Raw genomic sequence first — 21,338 nt, 5'->3', positions numbered from 1 at the left:
GGTGCTGACCGGTGATGGCGATCTGTCGTTTTCCGTAGAGCCGATTGCGCCCCTAGAGGCAGCGCGGCTGTTTATCGACAAAATTTCAAAGCCCGCCCGCATTCTCGTTGCCGTTTCCGGTGGCAGCGATTCGACCGGCCTGTTGATCGCGCTGCATCGGGTTTNGACCGATACGGGCAGCCGCGACATCTCGCTGCAAGCCGTGACAATCGACCACGCATTGCGTGGCGGGTCCGCGGATGAAGCGAGGGGCGTCGCAGAGCTTTGCGCCCGGCATGGCATTGTTCACCATATCCGCCGATGGGATGGTGACAAACCGGCCACCGGAATTTCAGCCGCCGCCCGGCTTGCACGGTATGCTTTGATTGGCGAAGTGGCAGCGGAGATCGGCGCTGATGTCATTGCGATTGGCCATACGCATGGCGATCAGCGGGAAACCATCGCCATGCGCAGCGCTCGAAGCCAGCGTCATGACAATCTCGGTCTCGCTGGTATGGCGGACGCGGTTCTCTATGCCGGTCGTCATTGGATCGTGCGCCCGTTTCTAGTCTCCACACGTCAGGATATTCGCGACTTCCTGAGAGAAAAGGGGCAATCCTGGTTCGATGACCCCACCAACAACGACGCCAAATACGAGCGGGTGCGGGTGCGGATTCGTCACTCGGAACCGCAAAGGACTTTGATTGATCAGTCAATCAACAGATCGATGCTATCTGCTGCGGCGGCGCACTGGATTGAAAAACAAGCCGAATCTCATCTTGACTGCCTGATCAAGATAAANCCCGCTGGTTTGCAGTCAGATACTGCCATCGTCCGGTATGCGCTCTCGGCGCTGGCGAGCGTCATCGGCGGCCGGCGCTTCGCAATGGCGGCGGATAGCATGGACAGGGTCATGGCATTCCTGTCCAAGGGTGAGCCAGGGCGGATAACGGCGAGCCGCGCGGTTTTCGAGCTGCGTAAGGATGCGCTTTATCTGATGCGGGAAACCCGGGACATACCATCCTTGGCGGTTGCCGCAGGTGCCACCGCCCTGTGGGACGAGCGATTCGAGATCACGAATCGGTCAACGCGTACCCTGTTGATTGGCGGCAAACACGCACGAATGGCGGTTGATCTGCCCGCCTCCATTCCAAAAAGCGTTGCGAAACGGGTAATGCAGATCACGCCTACCATTGAGGTCGAGGGTAACGAAGGGTCTGCTGCGGAGGCAGGGGAGGTTGATATTCGTCCGCTGCTTGTGCCTTACGATCTGTTTTNACCGCGGTTCGATCTCGAATTGGCGAACGTGATCGCCCGCCTTATCGGTCGTTCCGCCTACCCGCAGCCTCCGGTCTAGCCGAACCTGCGCTTTTCACACGGATTTTCTCAGAGTTTTTACCTCAAATCGCATCTGATGTCCCCGCCTGCCTTGGCAAGGGCGACTGTGCTCCTTATGTTAGGGTCAACATAATGGCGGGCGCGCATTTGCCCGTTGGAGTTCGGGGAGTTCGATGAACCCAAATTTTAGAAATTTCGCCTTGTGGGCAGTGATTGCTCTGTTGCTGATCGCATTGTTCAGCATGTTCCAGACATCACCGTCACAATCGGCTTCACGTGAGATTCCCTATTCGCAGTTTCTGCGCGATGTCGATTCCGGGCGTGTTCGTGACGTCACCGTTACCGGTAATCGCGTTCTCGGCACTTACAGCGATGGCGGCACTGCGTTTCAGACCTATTCGCCGGTGATCGATGATTCGCTGATGAATCGCCTTCAGGGTAAAAACGTCACCATCGTGGCGCGCCCTGAGAGCGACGGTTCATCCGGCTTCCTGAGCTACCTCGGTACGTTGCTGCCGATGTTCCTTATTCTGGGTGTATGGCTATTTTNCATGCGACAGATGCAGGGTGGCTCGCGTGGCGCGATGGGCTTTGGCAAGTCCAAGGCCAAGCTTTTGACCGAAGCGCATGGCCGGATCACCTTCGAAGATGTCGCCGGTGTCGATGAGGCAAAGCAGGATCTCGAAGAGATCGTGGAATTCCTGCGTGATCCGCAGAAGTTTCAGCGCCTCGGCGGCAAGATCCCACGCGGCGTTCTGCTCGTTGGCCCTCCGGGCACGGGTAAGACCCTGCTGGCTCGCTCCGTTGCGGGTGAGGCCAATGTACCTTNCTTTACGATTTCCGGTTCGGACTTCGTTGAAATGTTCGTCGGCGTTGGTGCGAGCCGTGTCCGCGACATGTTCGAGCAGGCCAAGAAGAACGCGCCCTGCATCATCTTCATCGACGAAATCGACGCGGTCGGTCGCCATCGTGGCGCCGGTCTCGGTGGTGGCAACGATGAACGCGAACAGACGCTGAACCAGCTTCTGGTCGAAATGGATGGTTTCGAAGCCAATGAGGGGATCATTCTCATTGCCGCTACCAACCGTCCTGATGTGCTTGACCCGGCTTTGCTGCGTCCAGGCCGCTTCGACCGTCAGGTTGTCGTGCCGAATCCTGACATTGTTGGTCGTGAACGCATCTTGAAGGTTCATGCTCGCAACGTGCCATTGGCACCGAACGTCGACCTGAAGGTTCTGGCTCGTGGTACGCCCGGTTTCTCCGGTGCTGACCTTGCGAACCTCGTCAATGAAGCAGCCCTTATGGCCGCACGTCGCAACAAGCGCGTGGTGACCATGGCCGAATTCGAAGACGCCAAGGACAAAATCATGATGGGTGCGGAGCGTCGCTCTTCCGCCATGACCGAGGCCGAAAAGAAGCTGACCGCCTACCACGAAGCCGGCCACGCGATTACAGCGCTGAAGGTGCCGGTTGCCGATCCGCTGCACAAGGCAACCATCATTCCGCGCGGTCGTGCGCTTGGCATGGTCATGCAGCTGCCTGAAGGCGACCGCTATTCCATGAGCTACAAGTGGATGGTTTCCCGTCTCGTTATCATGATGGGTGGCCGCGTGGCGGAAGAGCTGACCTTCGGCAAGGAAAACATTACCTCCGGCGCGTCGTCCGATATTGAGCAGGCCACCAAGCTTGCCCGTGCGATGGTCACGCAGTGGGGCTTCTCCGATGCGCTTGGTCAGGTTTCCTACGGTGAAAACCAGCAGGAAGTCTTCCTTGGTCACTCGGTTTCACAGTCCAAGAACGTTTCCGAGGCGACTGCACAGACGATCGACACCGAAGTTCGTCGTCTGATCGATGAAGCCTATACGGAAGCGCGTCGTATTCTGACGGAAAACCACGATGGCTTCGTTGCCATTGCCGAGGGTCTTCTCGAATATGAAACGCTGACAGGCGAAGAGATCAAGGCGCTGATCCGCGGCGAAAAGCCAGCACGTGATCTGGGCGATGATTCTCCGGGTCGTGGTTCTGCTGTTCCGAAAACCGGGACTAAGAAGGATGGTCCTACCGAAGCCAAGGGTGACGGTGAGACCAAGGGCGACGGCGAGGCTGAAGGCGGCCTTGAACCGCAACCGCGCTGATGTCTTGAACAGACTTGATATGAGGGCCGTCCGCTGTGCGGGCGGCCTTTTTCATTGTGCGTATGTTTCTGTCGCGCCAAACAGAGTTGGTAACAACATATATTGGCCTTTCGCGGTAATTGACGTGTTGTTTNCCGGCTTTTATGGCATCTAACCAGAAAGGCTTGGCGCGGTTTAAAAGCGCTTGCCGAGCACGGGACAAATTCTGGAGTTCACATGACACGTCGCTATTTCGGAACCGATGGTATTCGCGGGCAATCCAACGTCTTTCCGATGACGCCGGATCTGGCAATGCGGGTCGGTATCGCAGTCGGCACGATTTTCCGCCGTGGAAATCACCGCCATCGTGTTGTCATCGGCAAGGATACACGTCTGTCCGGCTATATGCTGGAAAACGCGCTTGTTGCCGGTTTTACCGCCGCTGGCCTCGATGTGTTTCTGCTCGGGCCGATCCCGACGCCTGCCGTGGCCATGCTGACGCGTTCGCTGCGCGCTGATATCGGAGTGATGATTTCTGCCTCGCACAATCCATTTTCCGATAATGGCATCAAGCTTTTCGGACCAGACGGGTACAAGCTTTCGGATGAGCTGGAACTCGAGATCGAAGATCTGCTGGACAAGGACATCTATTCGCAGCTTGCCAAGCCCCATGAAATCGGGCGAGCCAAGCGCGTGGATGGTGACATCTATCGCTATATCGAATTCGTCAAGCGTACCTTGCCCCGTGATGTGACACTGAGTGGTTTGAGGATTGCGATCGATTGCGCCAATGGCGCCGCCTACAAGGTGGCCCCGGCTGCCCTTTGGGAGCTTGGTGCGGAAGTCGTCACCATCGGCAATGAGCCGAACGGCACCAACATCAATTTCGAATGCGGCTCCACCCATCCCGAAACACTTCAACGCAAAGTCCACGAAGTTCGAGCCGATATCGGCATTGCGCTCGATGGTGACGCGGACCGCGTGATCATCGTTGACGAGTTGGGTCAGATTGTTGATGGCGATCAACTTATGGCGACGATTGCGGCTAGCTGGGCCGATGACAAAATCCTGCGTGGCGGCGGCATCGTCGCAACTGTCATGTCGAACCTTGGTCTTGAACGCTTCCTTGGAGACAAGGGCTTGACGCTGGCGCGCACCAAGGTTGGTGACCGTTACGTGGTGGAGCATATGCGTAACCACGATTTCAATGTCGGTGGAGAACAATCCGGCCACATCGTACTGTCTGATTACGGCACGACCGGCGATGGCCTTGTTGCCGCACTTCAGGTTCTTGCGCGGGTGAAGCGCTCCGGTCGTACGGTCAGCGAGGTCTGCCGCAAGTTCGAACCCGTGCCGCAATTGCTGAAAAACGTTCGCACAACCGGCGGCAAGCCGTTGGAAAACCCTGTGGTTCAGCAGGCGATTGCTGATGCTGAAAGCGCGCTGGCCAATAATGGCCGTCTGGTTATTCGCCCTTCTGGGACGGAACCGCTGATCCGCGTCATGGCGGAAGGCGATGACAGCGCGCAGGTTGAGCGCATCGTCAACGAACTGGTTGGCGTCATTTCCAACGCCAGATCGGCAGCGTAAAGTTCAGAGCTTCATGAAAAGGGTCAGCGGTGACGCTAGCCCTTTTTCACATCGTGCAATGTCATGCTGTGCGGTGATAAGACGGTTGAATCTCAGTTTCGGATGCAAGAAAATCGGAAATGGCGCTTTCTTTCATCGGGCGTGAGAACAGGTAACCCTGCACGAGATTGCCACCGAGATGGGTGATGAAGGCCATTTCTTCCTCGGTTTCGACACCTTCAACGATGGCATCAAGCCCCATTTCACGACTGAGTGTCAGCACGGATCTCACGATTTTCTCGCTGGCGGGATTGTTTTGGATTCCACGCACGAAGCTATGGTCGATCTTGATCTTGGTGAGCGGCAGGGAATGAAGCGACGTCAGGCTGGAATATCCCGTGCCAAAATCATCCAGTGAAATGCCGCAGCCGATCTGTTTCAGCAAGTCTACGGATTGGCGGGCCTGGCGTGTATCATGAATAAATGCTGTCTCCGTAATCTCGAGATCGAGACGCGAGGCATCGAAACCGCTTGTCTCGATTATGGCGATAATCGTCATCACTGCTTCCGGGCTGCTCAAATCCTGCGCCGAAAGATTAAAGGATAGCCTGACGGCATCAGGCCATTTGCGGGCGGCTTCCAATGCCTTTTTGAGCAGAGGTTTCGTCAGGCTGCCGATGATACCGGCACGCTCCGCAATTGGAATGAACTGCGCAGGCGACATATGTCCGAGAACGCTGCTATTCCAGCGGGCCAGAGCCTCGAAGCCGGTGGTTTTGTTCAGCGATACATCNATGATGGGTTGAAAGACGACAGACAGTTCCGCCATCAGATCGGCTTGTTTCAAGGTCTGTTCGATCCGCGCATCTCGATGGATTTCAGCGACGTGCCGGGCGGTGAACAGCGTGCTGTTGCCGCGCTTTTGCCGTTTGCCATGATAGAGGGCGTAATCTGCGCGGTCGAACAACTCTTCCGGTGACGATGCCAGATCAGGGAAGACCGCGATGCCAATGGAGCCGGAGATCATGATCGTCGCATCGGGAAGATTGAACGGCGAGCGCAACTGATCGCACATGCGGTCGCCCTCCGAGACGATGTTGCGATCGCAGGCGACGTCGGAAATGACAAAGGCAAATTCATCACCGCCGAGTCGTGCCAGAAACAGGTCGGTTGCGGCGAAATTTCGAGTGAGGCGGTCGCTCACTTCGATCAGCAGCCGGTCACCTGACGAGTGTCCATAGAGATCGTTGACGGGTTTGAAACCATCGAGATCAATTACACCGATGGCCAGACGGGTTTCGTTTTCGATAGCCAGTTGAAATGCTTCCGTCAGATGATTGAAAAACGCGCGCCGGTTTGGCAGTCCGGTGAGGCTGTCAATATTAGCCAGTCTCAGATTTTCATTGCTGAGCGCTTGGGTCTGTTGTTGTGCGCTGATCATTTTTTCGAAGTTGCGGTAGTTGACCGTCAGTACGGCCAGCATGCCGAAACTGACGAGCAGAATATTGACTGCAATGGCGATGAATGTGGCTTGGCCGGTCCACGCAAAAANTACGATGAATGTGCCATTGACGATGACGGCGACGAAGAAAGCCGCAGAGCGCACATGCATCAGACAGAAGATGCAGGAAATGACAGTGATAGCCATGTAAAAGGCAATGTGAGACTGCTGATACGCATCGCCATAGGGATAAAGCAGGAAAGACCACAGCGTGAAGGCGATGGAGATGCCGACCGACAGACGTTGCGTTCTCTTCAAGGAAGCAAAAGCTTCCCGCGCCGTTGGGATGACTTTGCGAGACTTCCACCAAAAGGCGACCCTGATGGCGCTGATGATTGAGAAANTCATCGGGACGACAATTGTCAGCCAGACCGGTGCTACGGACAGGTGTGTCGCGGCCAATGCCCAAGTGCTTGATATCAAGATAAANTACATGATCGGCATCTGCCTGCAAANCGCACGGTATTTCGCAATCAGCAGATCGGGATTGTGATCTGGTATTTTAACAAACTCGAGAAGGAGCTTCAGCGGCGTGTTCAAAGCTTGATAACCTTGAGAAAATTGTCTTTGCGACCTGCGGCACCGAAGTGCCGACGGAAGGCGAGGGACGGGATTCCCTATGGTATCAGCGCATCATGCCTGACCTGCACTCTTGCGTCGCTTCAAGTTCGCGACCGATACTCACTATGCAGCAGCATTGTTGTGATAAGGACAATAATATTAGCTAACAAAATATTATTCCGAATTCATACAGGGNTGGGTGATATATGACGCTCCAGGCGAAAATACCCGCATTCCGGGAGTTTTATTTNGCTTTTGATAGGGAGACTGCGGCCGAGTTGCTTGAAGAACATTAACCGTGTTTTTNAGTAAATCCAAACAAGGTACTTCGGATTTTAACAGGGATTTAACCATTTTCCTTCAGGCTTCGTAAATGAAGAATTTCACGGGTATTGCCGCGTTTGCCGCCTATACCGCTTAGGGAGCCGTCATTATGAAAAAGAGCCTGATCGGTATTGTCGCCGCTTTGATGGCAAGCCAAACCGCCTTCGCAGCCGATGTGTATCAGGAGCCGCCACCTGCATTCCCTGATCAGGCACCAGAAGTGACCGTTCAGGAAGCAAGCGGCTGGTACCTGCGCGGTGATGTCGGGTACTCGTTCAACAAGTCGCGGAGCTTTGAGTTCAGCCGCGCAGCAGGTGGAACAAACACCCTCATCCGCTCGTCAAGAACATCGTCGGATGACAGTTTCCTTTTCGGTGCGGGTGCCGGCTATCAGATCAACAACTACCTGCGTACAGACTTGACGTTCGACTACATGGGGAAATCCGACTATCGCGGTCAAGCCGATTCGGCTGGCGGTGGTATCGATAATTTCCGCTCATCAATGCGTGCCTACAGCCTGCTGGCCAACGCCTATGTCGATCTTGGAACATACGGTCGCATCACTCCTTATCTGGGTGCAGGTATCGGCGGAGCTCACGTCAAGTGGGATAAGGTTCAACTTGACAGCGGTTGCTGCGAGTTCGAAGGTAAAGGCAACTGGCGCTTTGCTTACGCGTTGATGGCTGGCGCATCTATTGACGTGACATGCAACCTCAAAGCCGACGTGGGTTACCGTTTCCGACAAATCGGCAGTGGTGAAATGTTTGGTGGTACTGGTGCTGTCAGTTCAGGACGTGACAAGGGTTTGACCTCGCATGAGGTTCGCCTAGGTGGCCGCTATGTCTTCAACGGTTGCGACACAGCACAGTATATCCCGCCGGCAGACATTCCGCTTCAGCCTGCGGTTTACAAATAACCGTTACGTTTGAGCTTTAGACATAGACCGCTCGTGTCCATCAAGGATGCGGGCGGTTTTCGCGTTTTGGGGGGTCTTCCTCTATGACGCATATGGGCCAAGATTCTTTTTGCTTGCGACATATTCTACTTGACTGCGACAGGCGACGAGCATAGCAACGACGGCAGGACACCTCTCCCTAACGAGAGGCGCCTATCTGAAAGGATAGTCAAATGACAGATATAGTGAAGCCGGACACCCGTCCGGGCAATACGCATTTTTCTTCTGGTCCCTGCTCCAAGCGCCCCGGTTGGTCGCTAGATGCTCTTGCCGATGCACCTCTTGGTCGTTCGCATCGCGCCAAGGTTGGCAAAGCCAAGCTCAAGCAGGCCATCGATCTTACCCGCGAAATTCTGAACGTTCCCGCCGATTATCGCATTGGTATCGTACCTGCGTCCGACACCGGCGCCGTTGAAATGGCTCTGTGGTCGCTGCTCGGCGATCGCGGCGTCGATATGGTTGCCTGGGAAAGCTTCGGTGCCGGTTGGGTAACCGACGTCGTCAAGCAATTGAAGCTCAAGGATGTTCGCAAGATCGAAGCCGATTATGGCGTTCTTCCAGACCTTTCCACAATCGATTTCGACCGTGACGTGGTCTTTACCTGGAATGGTACGACCTCTGGTGTTCGCGTTCCAAACGCTGATTTCATTCCCGCTGATCGCAAGGGCCTGACAATTTGCGACGCTACGTCCGCGGCATTTGCGCAAGACATGGACTTCTCCAAGCTCGACGTCGTGACCTTCTCCTGGCAGAAAGTCCTGGGCGGCGAGGGCGGTCACGGCGTCATCATCCTGTCGCCACGCGCCGTAGAGCGTCTGACGACATACGTCCCAGCATGGCCGTTGCCGAAGATTTTCCGCATGACATCAGGCGGCAAGCTTATCGAAGGCATCTTCACCGGCGAGACCATCAATACGCCGTCCATGCTGTGTGTCGAAGATTATATCGATGCGCTGTTGTGGGCGAAGAGCCTCGGCGGTCTCAACGCGCTTATGGCGCGTGCCGATGCAAACGCGAAAGTCATTTTCGATTTCGTAGCAGAACACAACTGGATTGCCAATCTGGCGGTGGTGGACGAGACGCGCTCCAACACGTCGGTCTGCATTAAGATCGTCTGCAAGGATGTCGCAGCTCTCGATGCTGCTGCGCAGGCCGATTTCGCCAAGGGCATGGTTGCCCTTCTCGAAANGGAAAACGTGGCGCTCGATATCGGTGCCTATCGTGATGCGCCATCCGGTCTTCGCATCTGGGCCGGTGCGACCATCGAAACAGCCGATATGAAGGCCGTTATGCCTTGGTTGAAATGGGCATTCGAAACGCAGAAGGCTGCGGTTTTCAAGGCTGCTGCCTGATCTATTCCGGCCCTGCGACGGCAGGGCCGCGCATTTTCGCTTTCAAGACTGAACCCTTTTCAAGGAGCCCAAACCATGGCACCTCGCGTACTCGTATCTGACGAACTGTCGGAAACCGCCGTCCAGATTTTCCGCGATCGCGNCGTCGAAGTCGATTTCCAGCCGAAGCTCGGCAAGGACAAGGATAAGCTGGCCGAAATCATCGGTAATTATGATGGTCTGGCCATCCGCTCTGCCACCAAAGCTACGGAAAAGCTGATTGAAGCCGCTACCAACCTCAAGGTCATCGGCCGCGCCGGTATCGGTGTCGACAACGTCGATATTCCAGCGGCGTCGCGTCGCGGTATCATCGTCATGAACACCCCGTTCGGTAACTCCATCACCACAGCTGAACATGCCATCGCGCTGATGTTTGCCGTTGCTCGCCAGCTTCCTTCCGCCGATACGTCCACGCAGGCTGGCAAGTGGGAAAAGTCCAAGTTCATGGGTGTCGAAATCACCGGCAAGACGCTTGGTGTCATCGGTGCTGGCAACATTGGCGGCATCGTCTGCTCGCGTGCCATCGGCCTCAAGATGAACGTTCTGGCCTACGACCCATTCCTGTCGCCAGAGCGCGCGCAGGAAATGGGCGTGACCAAGGTCGAGCTGGACGAATTGCTGGCACAGGCCGATTTCATCACGCTTCACGTTCCGATGACGGACAAGACCCGCGGCATTCTCGGCGCTGAAAACATTGCCAAGACCAAGCCTGGCGTTCGCATCATCAATTGCGCTCGTGGTGGCCTTGTGGATGAGGCAGCACTTGCCGAGGCCATCAAGTCCGGCCACGTTGCCGGTGCCGGTTTCGACGTGTTCGAAGTCGAGCCTGCGACCGAGAGCCCGCTTTTTGGCCTGCCGAATGTCGTTTGCACGCCGCATCTCGGTGCATCCACCACCGAGGCGCAGGAAAACGTGGCGCTTCAGGTTGCCGAACAGATGTCGGATTACCTGATCAAGGGTGCTGTTTCCAACGCCATCAACATGCCGTCGATCACCGCTGACGAAGCACCACGCCTGAAGCCGTTCATCAAGCTGGCAGACGTTCTCGGTTCCTTCGTTGGTCAGGTGCAGGAAAGCGCCACCAAGGAAATCGAAATTCTCTACGATGGCGCAACCGCCAACATGAACACCAAGGCGCTGACATCTGCGCTGCTGGCCGGTCTTATCCGTCCGCAGGTTGCCGATGTGAACATGGTTTCCGCACCTGTCATGATCAAGGAAANGGGTATTATTCTTTCCGAAGTCAAGCGCGACAAGACCGGCGTTTACGATGGTTTCATCAAGCTGACCGTGAAGACCGAAAACCAGGTCCGCTCCGTTGCCGGAACGGTGTTTTCGGACGGTAAGGCTCGCTTCATACAGATCAAGAACATCAACATGGATGCCGATGTCGGTCAGCACATGATCTACATCACCAACACAGACGTTCCCGGCATGATCGGCTTCATGGGCACCACGCTCGGCGAAGCCGGCGTCAACATCGCCAACTTCCAGCTGGNTCGCGAAAAGGAAAGCGGCGATGCGATTGCGCTGCTTTATGTCGATGGCCCGGTTTCCGAAGAGGTGCTGGACAAGCTGCGCGCCAACCCGGCCATCCGCCAGGTCAAGTCACTGTCTTTCAACATCGACTGAGACTTTCGCCTTACATTCTATCGCAGTCATCACCCGGCACAGGAGAAATTCTGTGTCGGGCTTTTTGTATTTACGATCAAATATTTATCTATGGTTGTATATCACGAAAAATTTTATGCCATTCCCCTAAAANTGATGATCCATAGTTGCTATATCGACGATGATGAGCCGATCCTTGGGAGGGCGGCGTAATAGGAGAAGACGATGTTTGCTGCCATTAGGCGCTTTAGAGGTTTGTTTGCTGTTGCCGCATTGGGCATAGCAGTGTCATTCATTGCTGTGGATATGGCCGAAGCACGACGGGCAAGCGGCGGATTTGGCAGCCGTGGTACTCGGACCTTTTCTGCGCCGCCTGCGACAGCGACCACGCCAGGCCAGGCCGCCCCGATCAACCGTAGCATGACCCCGAATACCAATCAGGCGACACAGCCCGGTGGCGCGGCACGTCCTGCGGCCCAGGCTCCGCAACAGAGCCGCGGTATGTTTGGTGGCATGATGGGCGGCCTCATGGGTGGCTTGCTGATGGGTGGCCTGTTCGGCATGCTCATGGGCGGTGGCTTTGGCGGTATGGCCGGTTTCTTCGGCCTGTTGATCCAGGGTCTCCTGATTGGCGGTCTCGTGATGCTGGCTATGCGTTTCTTCGCATCGCGCCGTCAGGGCAAGCCTGCTTTCGGCGGTGCGGCTGGTAACGACTCTGCGCGCAACGACTATTCCGCGCCGCAGAGCAACCAGAATTCGATGGGTGGCTTCAAGATCCCGCAGATGGGCTCCAAGGCCGGTTCTTTCAGTGGTGCTGCCGCCGCTGAAACGACTGCCCCTGTTGCGCCAAAGCCGGTGCCGCATGAAAATGCCATGTCGGAAGGTGACGAAATCGGCGTGACACAGGTCGATCTGGAAACTTTCCAGAAGACGTTGCAGAACGTTCAGGCCGCTTATGCTGCCGAGGACTACGGTACACTTCGCAAGCTGACGACGCCGGAAGCCATGTCCTATCTGGCCGAGGAACTGAGCGACCATGCCACAAGCGGCGTTAAGAACGACGTGCGTGACGTGACCCTGTTGCAGGGTGATGTTTCAGAGGCCTGGCATGAAGAGGGCAAGGACTACGCCACCGTCGCCATGCGCTACTCCGCGATCGACGTGATGCGTGACCGTAACACCGGCAAGATCGTTGAGGGTGACGAGCACAAGCCGGAAGAATCGACTGAGCTGTGGACGTTCGTTCGACAGAATGGTTCGGAATGGCAGGTTGCCGCTATCCAGGCCGCTGCCTGACAGGTTGAAAAAACTGAATAAAAATGTGGCCGGTGCAGAGCTCTTCTGCACCGGCCACATGCGTTCTGAAGCCCCTGTATTTCAGGCGATCTCGGCATTTCAACCCCTAAGTCCTTGTTCCTGCTTGCCGCAGTTCATCCACGCAATTGCCCTTTTTTATTCATCCGGTGTTCAGTTGGTCCGCTCTAACCAAGGGTGGAACACAGCAATGTGAAATCATAGCGAGCGCTAAAACTTCGTTTTTATCGGAACCGTAGCTTTAAAACCGCGTTCACGATCCAAGTCAGGATGGCGACCCAAGATCCATCCAGTCGTTCGGATCAGGCAACTTTTGTTCAAAGGCGCCTGCGAGTATGGAGAGCAATCTAAATGAAACGCTTCGACCTGATCGATGGGATGCGAGGGTATTTTCTCGTCTTCATGCTTATCAACCACCTCGTTTTNGCAGGCGGTCTTTGGCTGATGGAAATCAACCATAGACAACTCGCATTCGTGGAGGACGCGCAGGGATTCGTGTTCCTGTCCGGTCTGCTGATCGGTATGGTCTATGCACGAAAGATGATGAAATACGGATATGAGCAGGGTCGCGACCTCATCTGGGCGCGGGCACTCGAGCTTTATAAATATGCAATGGGCCTTGTCATTGCGGTTCTGTTTGTTCGCATGGTCATCCCGCACGCACCATACATCTGGTACAATTGGTTGGGCATGACATCGTTTGACGATCCGCTGCGCCTGGCGGCAATTGCCACTTTCCTCTTCCAACCAACCTTCATGGATATCCTGCCGCAGTATATCGTCTACATGGTGTTTGCACCGTTGCTGGTGAAGCTTTGCCTGGATGGCAAGTGGGCCTACGTCGTCGCTGGCTCGTTGCTGGTCTGGATGGCCGGTCAGTTGGGCTTGCAGCAACTGTTTACCGCGCCTGTGAACGAGCTCGTCAAAGGTGCAGATGAGCAGGGCATTCGCGTCAGCTTCAACCTGTTCGGCTGGCAGCTCGTGTTCTATTCCGCTCTGGTGATGGGTGCTATGACGGCGCAGAACAAGATTGCCTGGACGAAGATTTTCTCGCCGCAACGTAGCTGGATTCCCAAGGCTGCTCTGCTGGTATGCCTTTTCTTCGTTCCGCTTCGCATCGCAACCGCCTGGAATCTGATGCCTGAGTTCATGCTGGGCAAATTCTCGACAATGGAAATCCGCGCCGACTTCGGTCCGGTTTATCTCATCAACTTCCTCGCCGTTGCCGTTGGCCTGACATGGTTGCTGATCGCCGGTCCGAAGCACCACAACCCGCTGGTCCAGAAGGCTGCTGCCGCTGTAATCTGGGTTCTGTCGCTGAAGTTCCTGCAGCTTCTGGGGCGCCACTCGCTTCAGGTCTATGTCTGGCACGTCGCGATCGTCTACGGCATCTATTACCTCGATGGCCGCACCGCAGAGCTGACGCAGGTCGAAAAGACAATCATCGCGCTGGTTGGTGTGGCGATGCTGGCTCTTCCTGCCCTGTGGCGCGAACGCGAAAAGTGGATTGGCAGTGGCCAGAAGACCGCTGGCGCGTAACGTACAAACTTGATTTCCCATTCGTAGAGGGCGGCTATGTCGCCCTCTACTTGCGTGTTGGCTGATTTTTTNCTATATGCAGGCCTGAAAAATCTGGCTGAACGCCTAGTGGCGATCCAGATACGACAGGCGGCGGGGCCTTGAACCCCGGTATGACTGACGATTGGAAAACACGTGAACACGCTCGACTTTGATAAGAAGCCGGAAGATACCCGTATTGTGGTCGCCATGTCCGGCGGTGTCGACTCTTCGGTGGTTGCTGGCATTCTGAAACGCGAGGGCTATGATGTTCTCGGCATTACCCTTCAGCTGTATGATCATGGTGCCGCTGTGCATCGAGCTGGCTCCTGCTGCGCTGGCCAGGATATCGATGACGCTCGGCGGGTATGCGAAACGTTTGGCATTCCTCATTACGTTCTCGACTACGAGGCACGTTTTCGCGAANCCGTTATCAACCCCTTTGCCGAAGCCTATGCAATGGGCGAAACGCCTGTTCCTTGCGTAGCGTGCAATCAGACGGTCAAATTTGCCGATCTTCTAGCAACCGCCCAAGAACTGGGTGCCGATGCTTTGGCAACCGGACATTATATCCGCTCGCGGCTCAACCCTGTCGCCGGTCATCCCAATCGCCGCGCGCTGTATCGCCCAATTGACAGTGACAGGGACCAGAGCTGGTTTCTGTTTGCCACGACGCAGAAACAGATCGATTATCTGCGCTTCCCGTTGGGCGGCCTCTCGAAGGCGGAGACGCGTGAGCTTGCCGAAGAAATGGGTCTGGTCGTCGCCAAGAAGGCAGACAGCCAGGACATCTGTTTCGTGCCGCAGGGCAAATATACCGATATCATCAACAAGCTGAAGCCGAACGCGGCTCTGGTCGGCGATATCGTCCATCTCGACGGGCGCGTGCTGGGGCGTCATGACGGCATCGTTCACTACACCATCGGCCAGCGGCGCGGCATCGGTGTTGCAACCGGTGAGCCACTCTACGTCGTGCATCTGGATGCCCGCGGCCGCCGCGTCATTGTCGGCCCACGCGAGGCGCTGGAAACTCACCGCGTCTATCTGCGTGATATGAACTGGCTGGGCGATGCATCGCTGACGGAAGATGCAGGGCAAGGCTTTGCGTGTTTNGCCAAGGTGCGCTCCACACGCCCGCCCATGGAGGCCGTGATTCACAGCGATGAGCGCGGCGTCTATGTCGATCTGTCGGTCGGTGAAGCAGGTGTGGCACCGGGCCAGGCCTGCGTGCTCTACTCCGCACCCGGCCCGGATGCGCGCGTTTACGGCGGAGGGTTCATTGAACGTTCTGAACGATCCGCCGACGCGGAAGCCTCCTTGAAGACGCTTCTGCAAAGGCCGGTGGCTGCTTGAAACGACAGGCTTTTTAGCGCGACGCAGAAAGCGGTCCTTTTTGCACATCTTGCGCTTGACACTTTAGGGAGCGGCACCTTATAAGCCGCTCATCCTTNGGAACGGACAGTTATAAAACTGTCACGTGCCTCTGTGGCGGGGTAGCTCAGGTGGTTAGAGCAGCGGAATCATAATCCGCGTGTCGGGGNTTCAAGTCCCTCTCCCGCTACCACTTTNCCAGATTTATCTGATGTTTCAATATCTCCGCAAGCGGTTGATGCACTGAGCGTTTACCGTTGAAAAAACGAGCGCCTAGCAATCCGTTCTCGCAGGCACGGTCGTCGTCCCAGCCGGGGTGGTTGAGGATGGGGTAGAGGCAGATGCCTTCTATGGGTACGCCTTGTCTCATGGCAGCGGTGACTTCTGTGTGGATGTAGGACATCCAGCTTGCTCTCCTGTCTCCTTCGATGCCTGTTTCGGCAATGAAAATTGGTTTGCCGTAGCGGGCGTAGGTCTCTGTCAGGATGGTTCTGAACGGTTTGTAGAGGGGATGGTCCATGTCGATGGGCAGGCCGCCGTGGATCCATTGGTTGTTGTGGTAGTAGTTGACGCCGATGATATCGAGATATTTGTCGGCTCCACCGATTTGCGGCCATATTCGGCCTGACAGCAGGTCCCAGCCCTGAAATTGCGATTGACGATGGCCTTCTGCCACGCCTCTTTCCCAAGGGCGTGAGGGGTCGGTGATGACGTTGATGACTGGGTCGCAATGGACGAAGCGCGCTCTGCTATCCACTGCCAGAATGGCATCCATTGCAGCAATGGCGGCACGTGCCAGCTGAACTTTCAACTCGAAGCCGCGCCCGTGGGCGAAAGGATTGAGATAGCCTGCATCTCCGCCACCCCATGAGAAGAACGAGATTTCGTTGACGGGCGAATAGTAGGGAATTTCGCCGGTCTGCTCTTTAATGAGCTTTGCGGTAGCGGTGGCAAATGCGGCGAAGCGGTCCACGAAATGCGGCGACCAGATATCGATATCGTCCGGCCATCCATAATGCAGGAGGTCCCAGATCACCTGTGTGTTGGTGTCCTTCGCTGCATTCAGCATCGGTATGAAACTCGACCAATCGTAGTGGCAGGGCGCCTTTTCGATCAGGTGCCAGCGCAACCCATCGCGCACGGTGCGGATGGAGTAGGATGCGAGTTGCCGGTAATCTTCTGTCGCATAAACGTCGTGTTCGGTAGCGGCGATGACATCAAGCCGCTTACCGATGGTCTGACCGTCTCGTGGGCGCAGGCGATGGGTTGAGCACTCGAACCCGCCTTGAAGAAAAGACTGGAGCAATCCTGTCGGGCCGGATGCCGGTCTCTCCGCGATCACGGCGTTGATGAGGCGCTCCCATTGCGGAACGACCGCAGAGGCGCTGTAGCTGGCTTCTACCTTGTGGCGAAGAGCCTGCCCAAGCGTCTCGCGCAAGCTTGCGGAAGTGCTGAGCCTTATGATCGCATCAGCAACGGACGAGGGGGAGTTGTAAGGCACGAACAGGCCGGAGACGCCGTCTTTGATCTGCTGCAGCGCGCCATTGTCTGGTGTGGCGATAACAGGCAGCGCCGCTGCTCCTGCTTCCGCGATCACATGTGGCATTCCTTCGCCTCTGGAAAGCCAAACGAAAATGTCGAGAGCCGAAAGAAGGGCGGGGATGTCCTTTCTGTCTCCGAGAAAGCTTAGGACATCATCCAGTTGTTTCGACGTCGCCAATGCCCGCAACTGCTCGGCATAGTCTGGCATGAATGCATCTGGCCCGCCGATGATCACGAACCGGACATTGGTATCTTGAGCGTGCACCAGCGCCGCTGCTTCGATAAAGTCCTCGACGTTCTTCTTCGGGTCCAGCCTTCCGACCCAGCCGACGAGGAGCCTGTTTNCATCTACACCCAGTGAACGGCGAATGGCTGCTCGTCCTTTATGATCGAACTCGGAGAGATCGACCATGGACGGTATTTCAATGACGTCATGCTCGCGACCCGGCATGACGGACGCAGCCGCGTCACATATGGATCGGCAAACGCCGACATAGCGGCTGGTGAAGTGCTTCGGCCCGGCCAGCGCTTCGGAGACCAGTCCGCCGTGTTCGATCAGTGGTGGGCGCCAGTGAAGATGCTCCAGCGCAGGGTAGATGTCAGCCACGTTCTGGCAGGAAATGACGACGTCGTAGCCCGGTATCTTGTTTGCGAGGTAGGACGCCGTGTCCTCGAAAGACATGTCGTAGGGCGCAGTGTCGACATCGACGCCAAGTTCACTCAGTTGCTCATGCGTCTGACGCGGCATGTTCGGTTTGTGAAANCATGCCACGACTTCGATGCGGTAGCGGGTGGGATCGAGATTGCGGGCCAGTAGCCGAACCTCTGTCTCCTCTCCACCCACGACGAGCCACGCGAAGACGAACAGGATGCGAATAGGCGGCTCTTGCGGCGTCATTTGTGAACCTTGAAAACGATCTGCATAAATTCCGGGCGGTTGGTAACGAGGTCGGCGAGGAAGTCCGGCCCGTCCTCAAGAGGGACGATGTGCGTTATCATTTGATCGCGGATGATGCCGCCGTGGCTCTTCAGCAGGCTCATGGTTTCATGGGCGAGACGTCGCCTGTCCCATTGACCGGAAAGCCCTCGCGGCACGCGGTTGATCTGGGCGCAGCGAATGTTGAGGCCATTATGGTGGAACTCCTCGCCCAACCGCAGACGGTCCGCGCCGCCTTGGTAGAAGGCGAGATCGATGACCGTTCCTTGCGGGCGCAACGCCTTCAACGCAATATGGAGGCTTTCCGCATGGGCGCGGGTCTGGAAGACGATATCGGCACCGCGGTCGCTGCCGCCATTGTGCCAACGTGCCTTGGCATGCTGCCATGCATCATGCTCCGTCATCGCAGTGAAGCCCATGGCTTCGGCCTTTTTACGCCTGAACTCTGATGGATCAGCAATGATGATGCCGAGCGCGCCAGCCCTTTGCGCGAATAGCGCCGTCATCAGGCCGACGGTGCCGGCGCCAACGATAATGACGTGTCGTCCGGCAATACCTGCTCCAAATGATGGGACATTGCTCCCAAGGAGGTCTGCATCTGCATGCAGGATACCATTGGCGGCGATGGGGCTCATCTGTGCAGCGAATACGCCGAGAATAGGGTCGATACCATCAGGCAGTGGAACCAGCACATCATGAAACGGGTCGGCGGTGTGGCCGCTTTTGTGACCGTAGGTTCCCGCGACGACATCGCCGGGTTGGAAGCCAGCTGCTTGGGATTCCGATACGCGGGCGACTTCCATGTAACCGAGAAACGGTACGGGATAATGCAAATCAGGTTCGTTTTCGAGAAAGACACCTCTGTTCCCATCGAACCGTGAGTGGAAATAGGGGTTGGTGTTCTTCATGAACGTCAACTCGGTTCCCGCAGAAAAACCGGTATAGAGGGTTTCCAGACGGACCTGACCATCAGAGGGTGGGCCTTCTTCGTAATCGAACAGGTAGGCTTTTCCCGGAGCCTCGATGCCAAGCGAGCGGATGATGCGATGACCCGGAGCAAGCCCTTGCGGTTCTTCCGTGCGGGATGGGTGAGCCAGAGGGGCCGGTGGATTGCGAGTAACAGCCGTATGCTCAAGTCTCACTGGCTCACCGTCTCGTGCCGATGTGGCAACCGCCAATGCGACGCGGTGCGTGACCAGGGCATCCTGATAGGTGCAGCGAATGTGATTTTCGCCGCCGCTGATAGCGTCGATGAAATCGCGGTCTTCACGCCAGACCGGATCGCCTTGCGCGTGACGGACAGGTCTTCCGGCGCCGACATCCACCATGATGTCGTGATCCGTCAGTTCGATGGCCAGGCGGTCCGCGAAGATGTTGAGGCCAACCTTGTGGCTCCATCCCAGCAGACAGGTGGAAGAAATGTTGGCGATGACGCCGGACTGAAACGTTAGACTTGCTGTCGTGACCGCTGGCACATCGAGATCGGGAAANTCCGGGCGATCCTTGAAGCCGACACGGCCATAAACATCGGTAACTTCGCCGACGAGATAACGGGCAAGATCGATGATGTGGGTTGCCTGCTCCACCATCTGGCCGCCTGAGAGCTCGGATTTCCACCACCATTGCGGCGGTGGGGTCTGGTCCAGCCAGTAACCTGAAAGAAGTTGTGCGGGGTTGTCAGCCAGACGGTTGCGCGCCTCATCGACGGTATCGAGGTAACGCCAGTGGTAACCGACACCCGTTATCAGCTTTGCGGCTTCGATGGCGGTGCTGAGTTCTTCGGCTAAAGCGAGATCGAGCGTGATCGGCTTTTCGACGAAGAAGGGTATTGCGCGGCTGATCAGATCGCGCTCCGCATCTCCATGGGCGAAGGGGGGAATGCAGATATAGACCGCATCCAACGTCTCCTGCTCCAGCATTGCGCGGTGATTATCGAAGGCTTTTGCACCGAAGCGAGAGGCGGCCTGCTCAGCGCGTGCGAAATCCGGATCGGCAAATGCGACAAGTGCGACGTCCTCAAAACCGGCGAGAATATCCAGATGGCGGTTCGCAATACCGCCGACACCGATAAAGCCGATGCGTGCCTTTTTCATGGAAACGTGTCCTTGTATGGGTTGAGTGTGGCGAGAAAGAACGCGTCGGTAAACTGCTGCGGTTTCGGTCGCCATGCGTTGAGCTGAGAATTCATTGTTGAAGCGTGTGCAGCCAGCTTGTCCGATGGCCTTGGTCTTTGCAGGGTCATTGAGAGCGTCGATCACCGCAGCGGCCAGAGAGATAGGGTTTCCAGCTTCGGCCAGGAATGGATGCTGCGCTTCCAAGGCCTCTATGTTGCCGCCAATACTGGTTGCGACGACCGGTAGCCCAATCGACATGGCTTCCAGTACCGCAAGCGGCAGTCCTTCGAACCGCGATGGTAAGACGAAAAGATCGGCGCTGGCCATGAGGTCGGCAATATCACTGCGGTGACCGGCAAACAGCACGTGTTCTCTCAAAGAGAGCTCATCGACCAAGGCCTTGACCGCTTTCAGCTCCTCACCTTTGCCGACCAGAAGAAGCACGGTGGACGGGTGAGCGGCGAGAATGATGGGTAAAGCTTTGATCAGTGTGGTGTGGTCTTTTNGCCGGGAAAATCGGGCAACCGTAATGAGAACTTTTTTACCCTTGAGATCATCGGTCAGGTCGATGTGCCGGTCCTGTCGGCACTCCAATGCAAATGTGCCATTGCGCACCACTGTCACGTCATCGGGATCGACGCCATTGTCTTCGAAACTGGCTTTGGATGCCTGTGAGACGACGATACGATGAGCAAGTGACGCGCATTCGCGTTCATATTCACGCTTCTGATCGCCATCCGTCAGAAGGTAGGGCAGATGTTCCGTTCTGATGACGGGAATATTGCAGGCAATGCCTGCTCTGGCGGTCTTGTGTCCTTCCCAACCAATGCCCGCGTGGACGTGAAGCAGCGAGGCGTCCGAGGTTTTCAGCCATTTTGAAAATTCTGCATCGTCGCTGAAGCTTTTGACGGCCAGACCATGACGTGCGGCTTTCGAAATCAATTCGTCCGAAGTGCCGGATGGTGCTGCAATGGTGACATCCCAACCATCGCCCAACGCTCGACCGAGCGTCAGCATGTGTTCACCCATGCCGGACGGGTCGAGACTGTCAGTTGCAAGGACGATCCTATGACGACCGTTGCTCATAGGCCGCTGACAGCCGCGATGTCGTTGTGTGACACGACAGAAGGTTGGCTCTGTTTGCGGATCACAGGCTGAGC

Annotated in this window: 12 protein-coding genes and 1 tRNA gene; 10 read left to right on the top strand and 3 right to left on the bottom strand. The window is 56.3% G+C overall.

What is annotated here, in order from left to right; genetic code table 11:
* The first annotated feature begins 1 nt into the window (after position 1).
* The 3 genes from tilS to glmM all read left to right on the top strand — a co-directional run bounded on the left by tilS (position 2) and on the right by glmM (position 5,021).
* Positions 2 to 1,336 carry a tRNA lysidine(34) synthetase TilS gene (tilS, locus tag CUC55_RS21305; RefSeq protein ID WP_245417799.1) on the top strand — a complete coding sequence of 445 codons (1,335 nt, stop codon included), beginning with the start codon at positions 2 to 4 and terminating at the stop codon, positions 1,334 to 1,336.
* Between the two features lie 154 nt (positions 1,337 to 1,490).
* Positions 1,491 to 3,452 carry an ATP-dependent zinc metalloprotease FtsH gene (gene ftsH, locus CUC55_RS21300; RefSeq protein WP_103089063.1) on the top strand — a complete coding sequence of 654 codons (1,962 nt, stop codon included), beginning with the start codon at positions 1,491 to 1,493 and terminating at the stop codon, positions 3,450 to 3,452.
* A gap of 216 nt (positions 3,453 to 3,668) precedes the next feature.
* The gene (gene glmM, locus CUC55_RS21295; protein ID WP_067644356.1) at positions 3,669 to 5,021 is read left to right on the top strand and encodes a phosphoglucosamine mutase; all 1,353 of its coding nucleotides are present in this window, start codon (positions 3,669 to 3,671) and stop codon (positions 5,019 to 5,021) included.
* 61 nt (positions 5,022 to 5,082) lie between these two features.
* Here the strand turns inward: glmM and CUC55_RS21290 are convergent, their stop codons facing one another.
* Positions 5,083 to 6,441 (bottom strand): putative bifunctional diguanylate cyclase/phosphodiesterase, encoded by a 1,359-nt coding sequence (locus tag CUC55_RS21290; RefSeq protein WP_425352902.1) that lies wholly within the window; start codon positions 6,439 to 6,441, stop codon positions 5,083 to 5,085.
* Between the two features lie 1,054 nt (positions 6,442 to 7,495).
* Here CUC55_RS21290 and CUC55_RS21285 point away from each other — a divergent pair.
* The 7 genes from CUC55_RS21285 (at position 7,496) to CUC55_RS21255 (ending at position 15,778) form a co-directional block, all read left to right on the top strand.
* Positions 7,496 to 8,302 (top strand): outer membrane protein, encoded by an 807-nt coding sequence (locus CUC55_RS21285; RefSeq protein ID WP_067644361.1) that lies wholly within the window; start codon positions 7,496 to 7,498, stop codon positions 8,300 to 8,302.
* Positions 8,303 to 8,514: 212 nt separating this feature from the next.
* Complete coding sequence (locus CUC55_RS21280) at positions 8,515 to 9,693, top strand: phosphoserine transaminase (protein WP_103089062.1); 1,179 nt, start codon at positions 8,515 to 8,517, stop codon at positions 9,691 to 9,693.
* A 75-nt stretch (positions 9,694 to 9,768) separates the two neighbouring features.
* Entirely contained in the window at positions 9,769 to 11,364 is a 1,596-nt protein-coding gene (serA, locus tag CUC55_RS21275) for a phosphoglycerate dehydrogenase (protein ID WP_103089061.1), read from the top strand.
* A 204-nt stretch (positions 11,365 to 11,568) separates the two neighbouring features.
* Positions 11,569 to 12,639, top strand: a complete 1,071-nt coding sequence (locus CUC55_RS21270) for a Tim44 domain-containing protein (protein WP_067644369.1) — start codon at positions 11,569 to 11,571, stop codon at positions 12,637 to 12,639.
* Between the two features lie 369 nt (positions 12,640 to 13,008).
* Positions 13,009 to 14,196, top strand: a complete 1,188-nt coding sequence (locus tag CUC55_RS21265) for an OpgC family protein (RefSeq protein WP_103089060.1) — start codon at positions 13,009 to 13,011, stop codon at positions 14,194 to 14,196.
* 174 nt (positions 14,197 to 14,370) lie between these two features.
* On the top strand, positions 14,371 to 15,567 hold the full coding sequence (mnmA, locus tag CUC55_RS21260) for a tRNA 2-thiouridine(34) synthase MnmA (RefSeq protein WP_103089059.1): 1,197 nt from the start codon (positions 14,371 to 14,373) through the stop codon (positions 15,565 to 15,567).
* 134 nt (positions 15,568 to 15,701) lie between these two features.
* Positions 15,702 to 15,778: transfer RNA gene (locus CUC55_RS21255), tRNA-Met, on the top strand.
* Here the strand turns inward: CUC55_RS21255 and CUC55_RS21250 are convergent.
* Positions 15,773 to 18,025 carry a glycosyltransferase family 4 protein gene (locus tag CUC55_RS21250; protein WP_103089058.1) on the bottom strand — a complete coding sequence of 751 codons (2,253 nt, stop codon included), beginning with the start codon at positions 18,023 to 18,025 and terminating at the stop codon, positions 15,773 to 15,775. The two genes, CUC55_RS21255 and CUC55_RS21250, sit on opposite strands and share 6 nt — an antisense overlap.
* Positions 18,022 to 21,207, bottom strand: a complete 3,186-nt coding sequence (locus CUC55_RS21245; protein WP_425352901.1) for a glycosyltransferase — start codon at positions 21,205 to 21,207, stop codon at positions 18,022 to 18,024. The genes CUC55_RS21250 and CUC55_RS21245 overlap by 4 nt, the downstream gene beginning before the upstream one ends.
* Between the last annotated feature and the right edge of the window lie 131 nt (positions 21,208 to 21,338).

Origin of the sequence: Agrobacterium bohemicum, assembly GCF_002896715.1 — a bacterium.
GTDB classification, from domain to species: Bacteria; Pseudomonadota; Alphaproteobacteria; order Rhizobiales; family Rhizobiaceae; genus Agrobacterium; species Agrobacterium bohemicum.
This window is presented reverse-complemented; position numbering and strand designations above follow the sequence as displayed.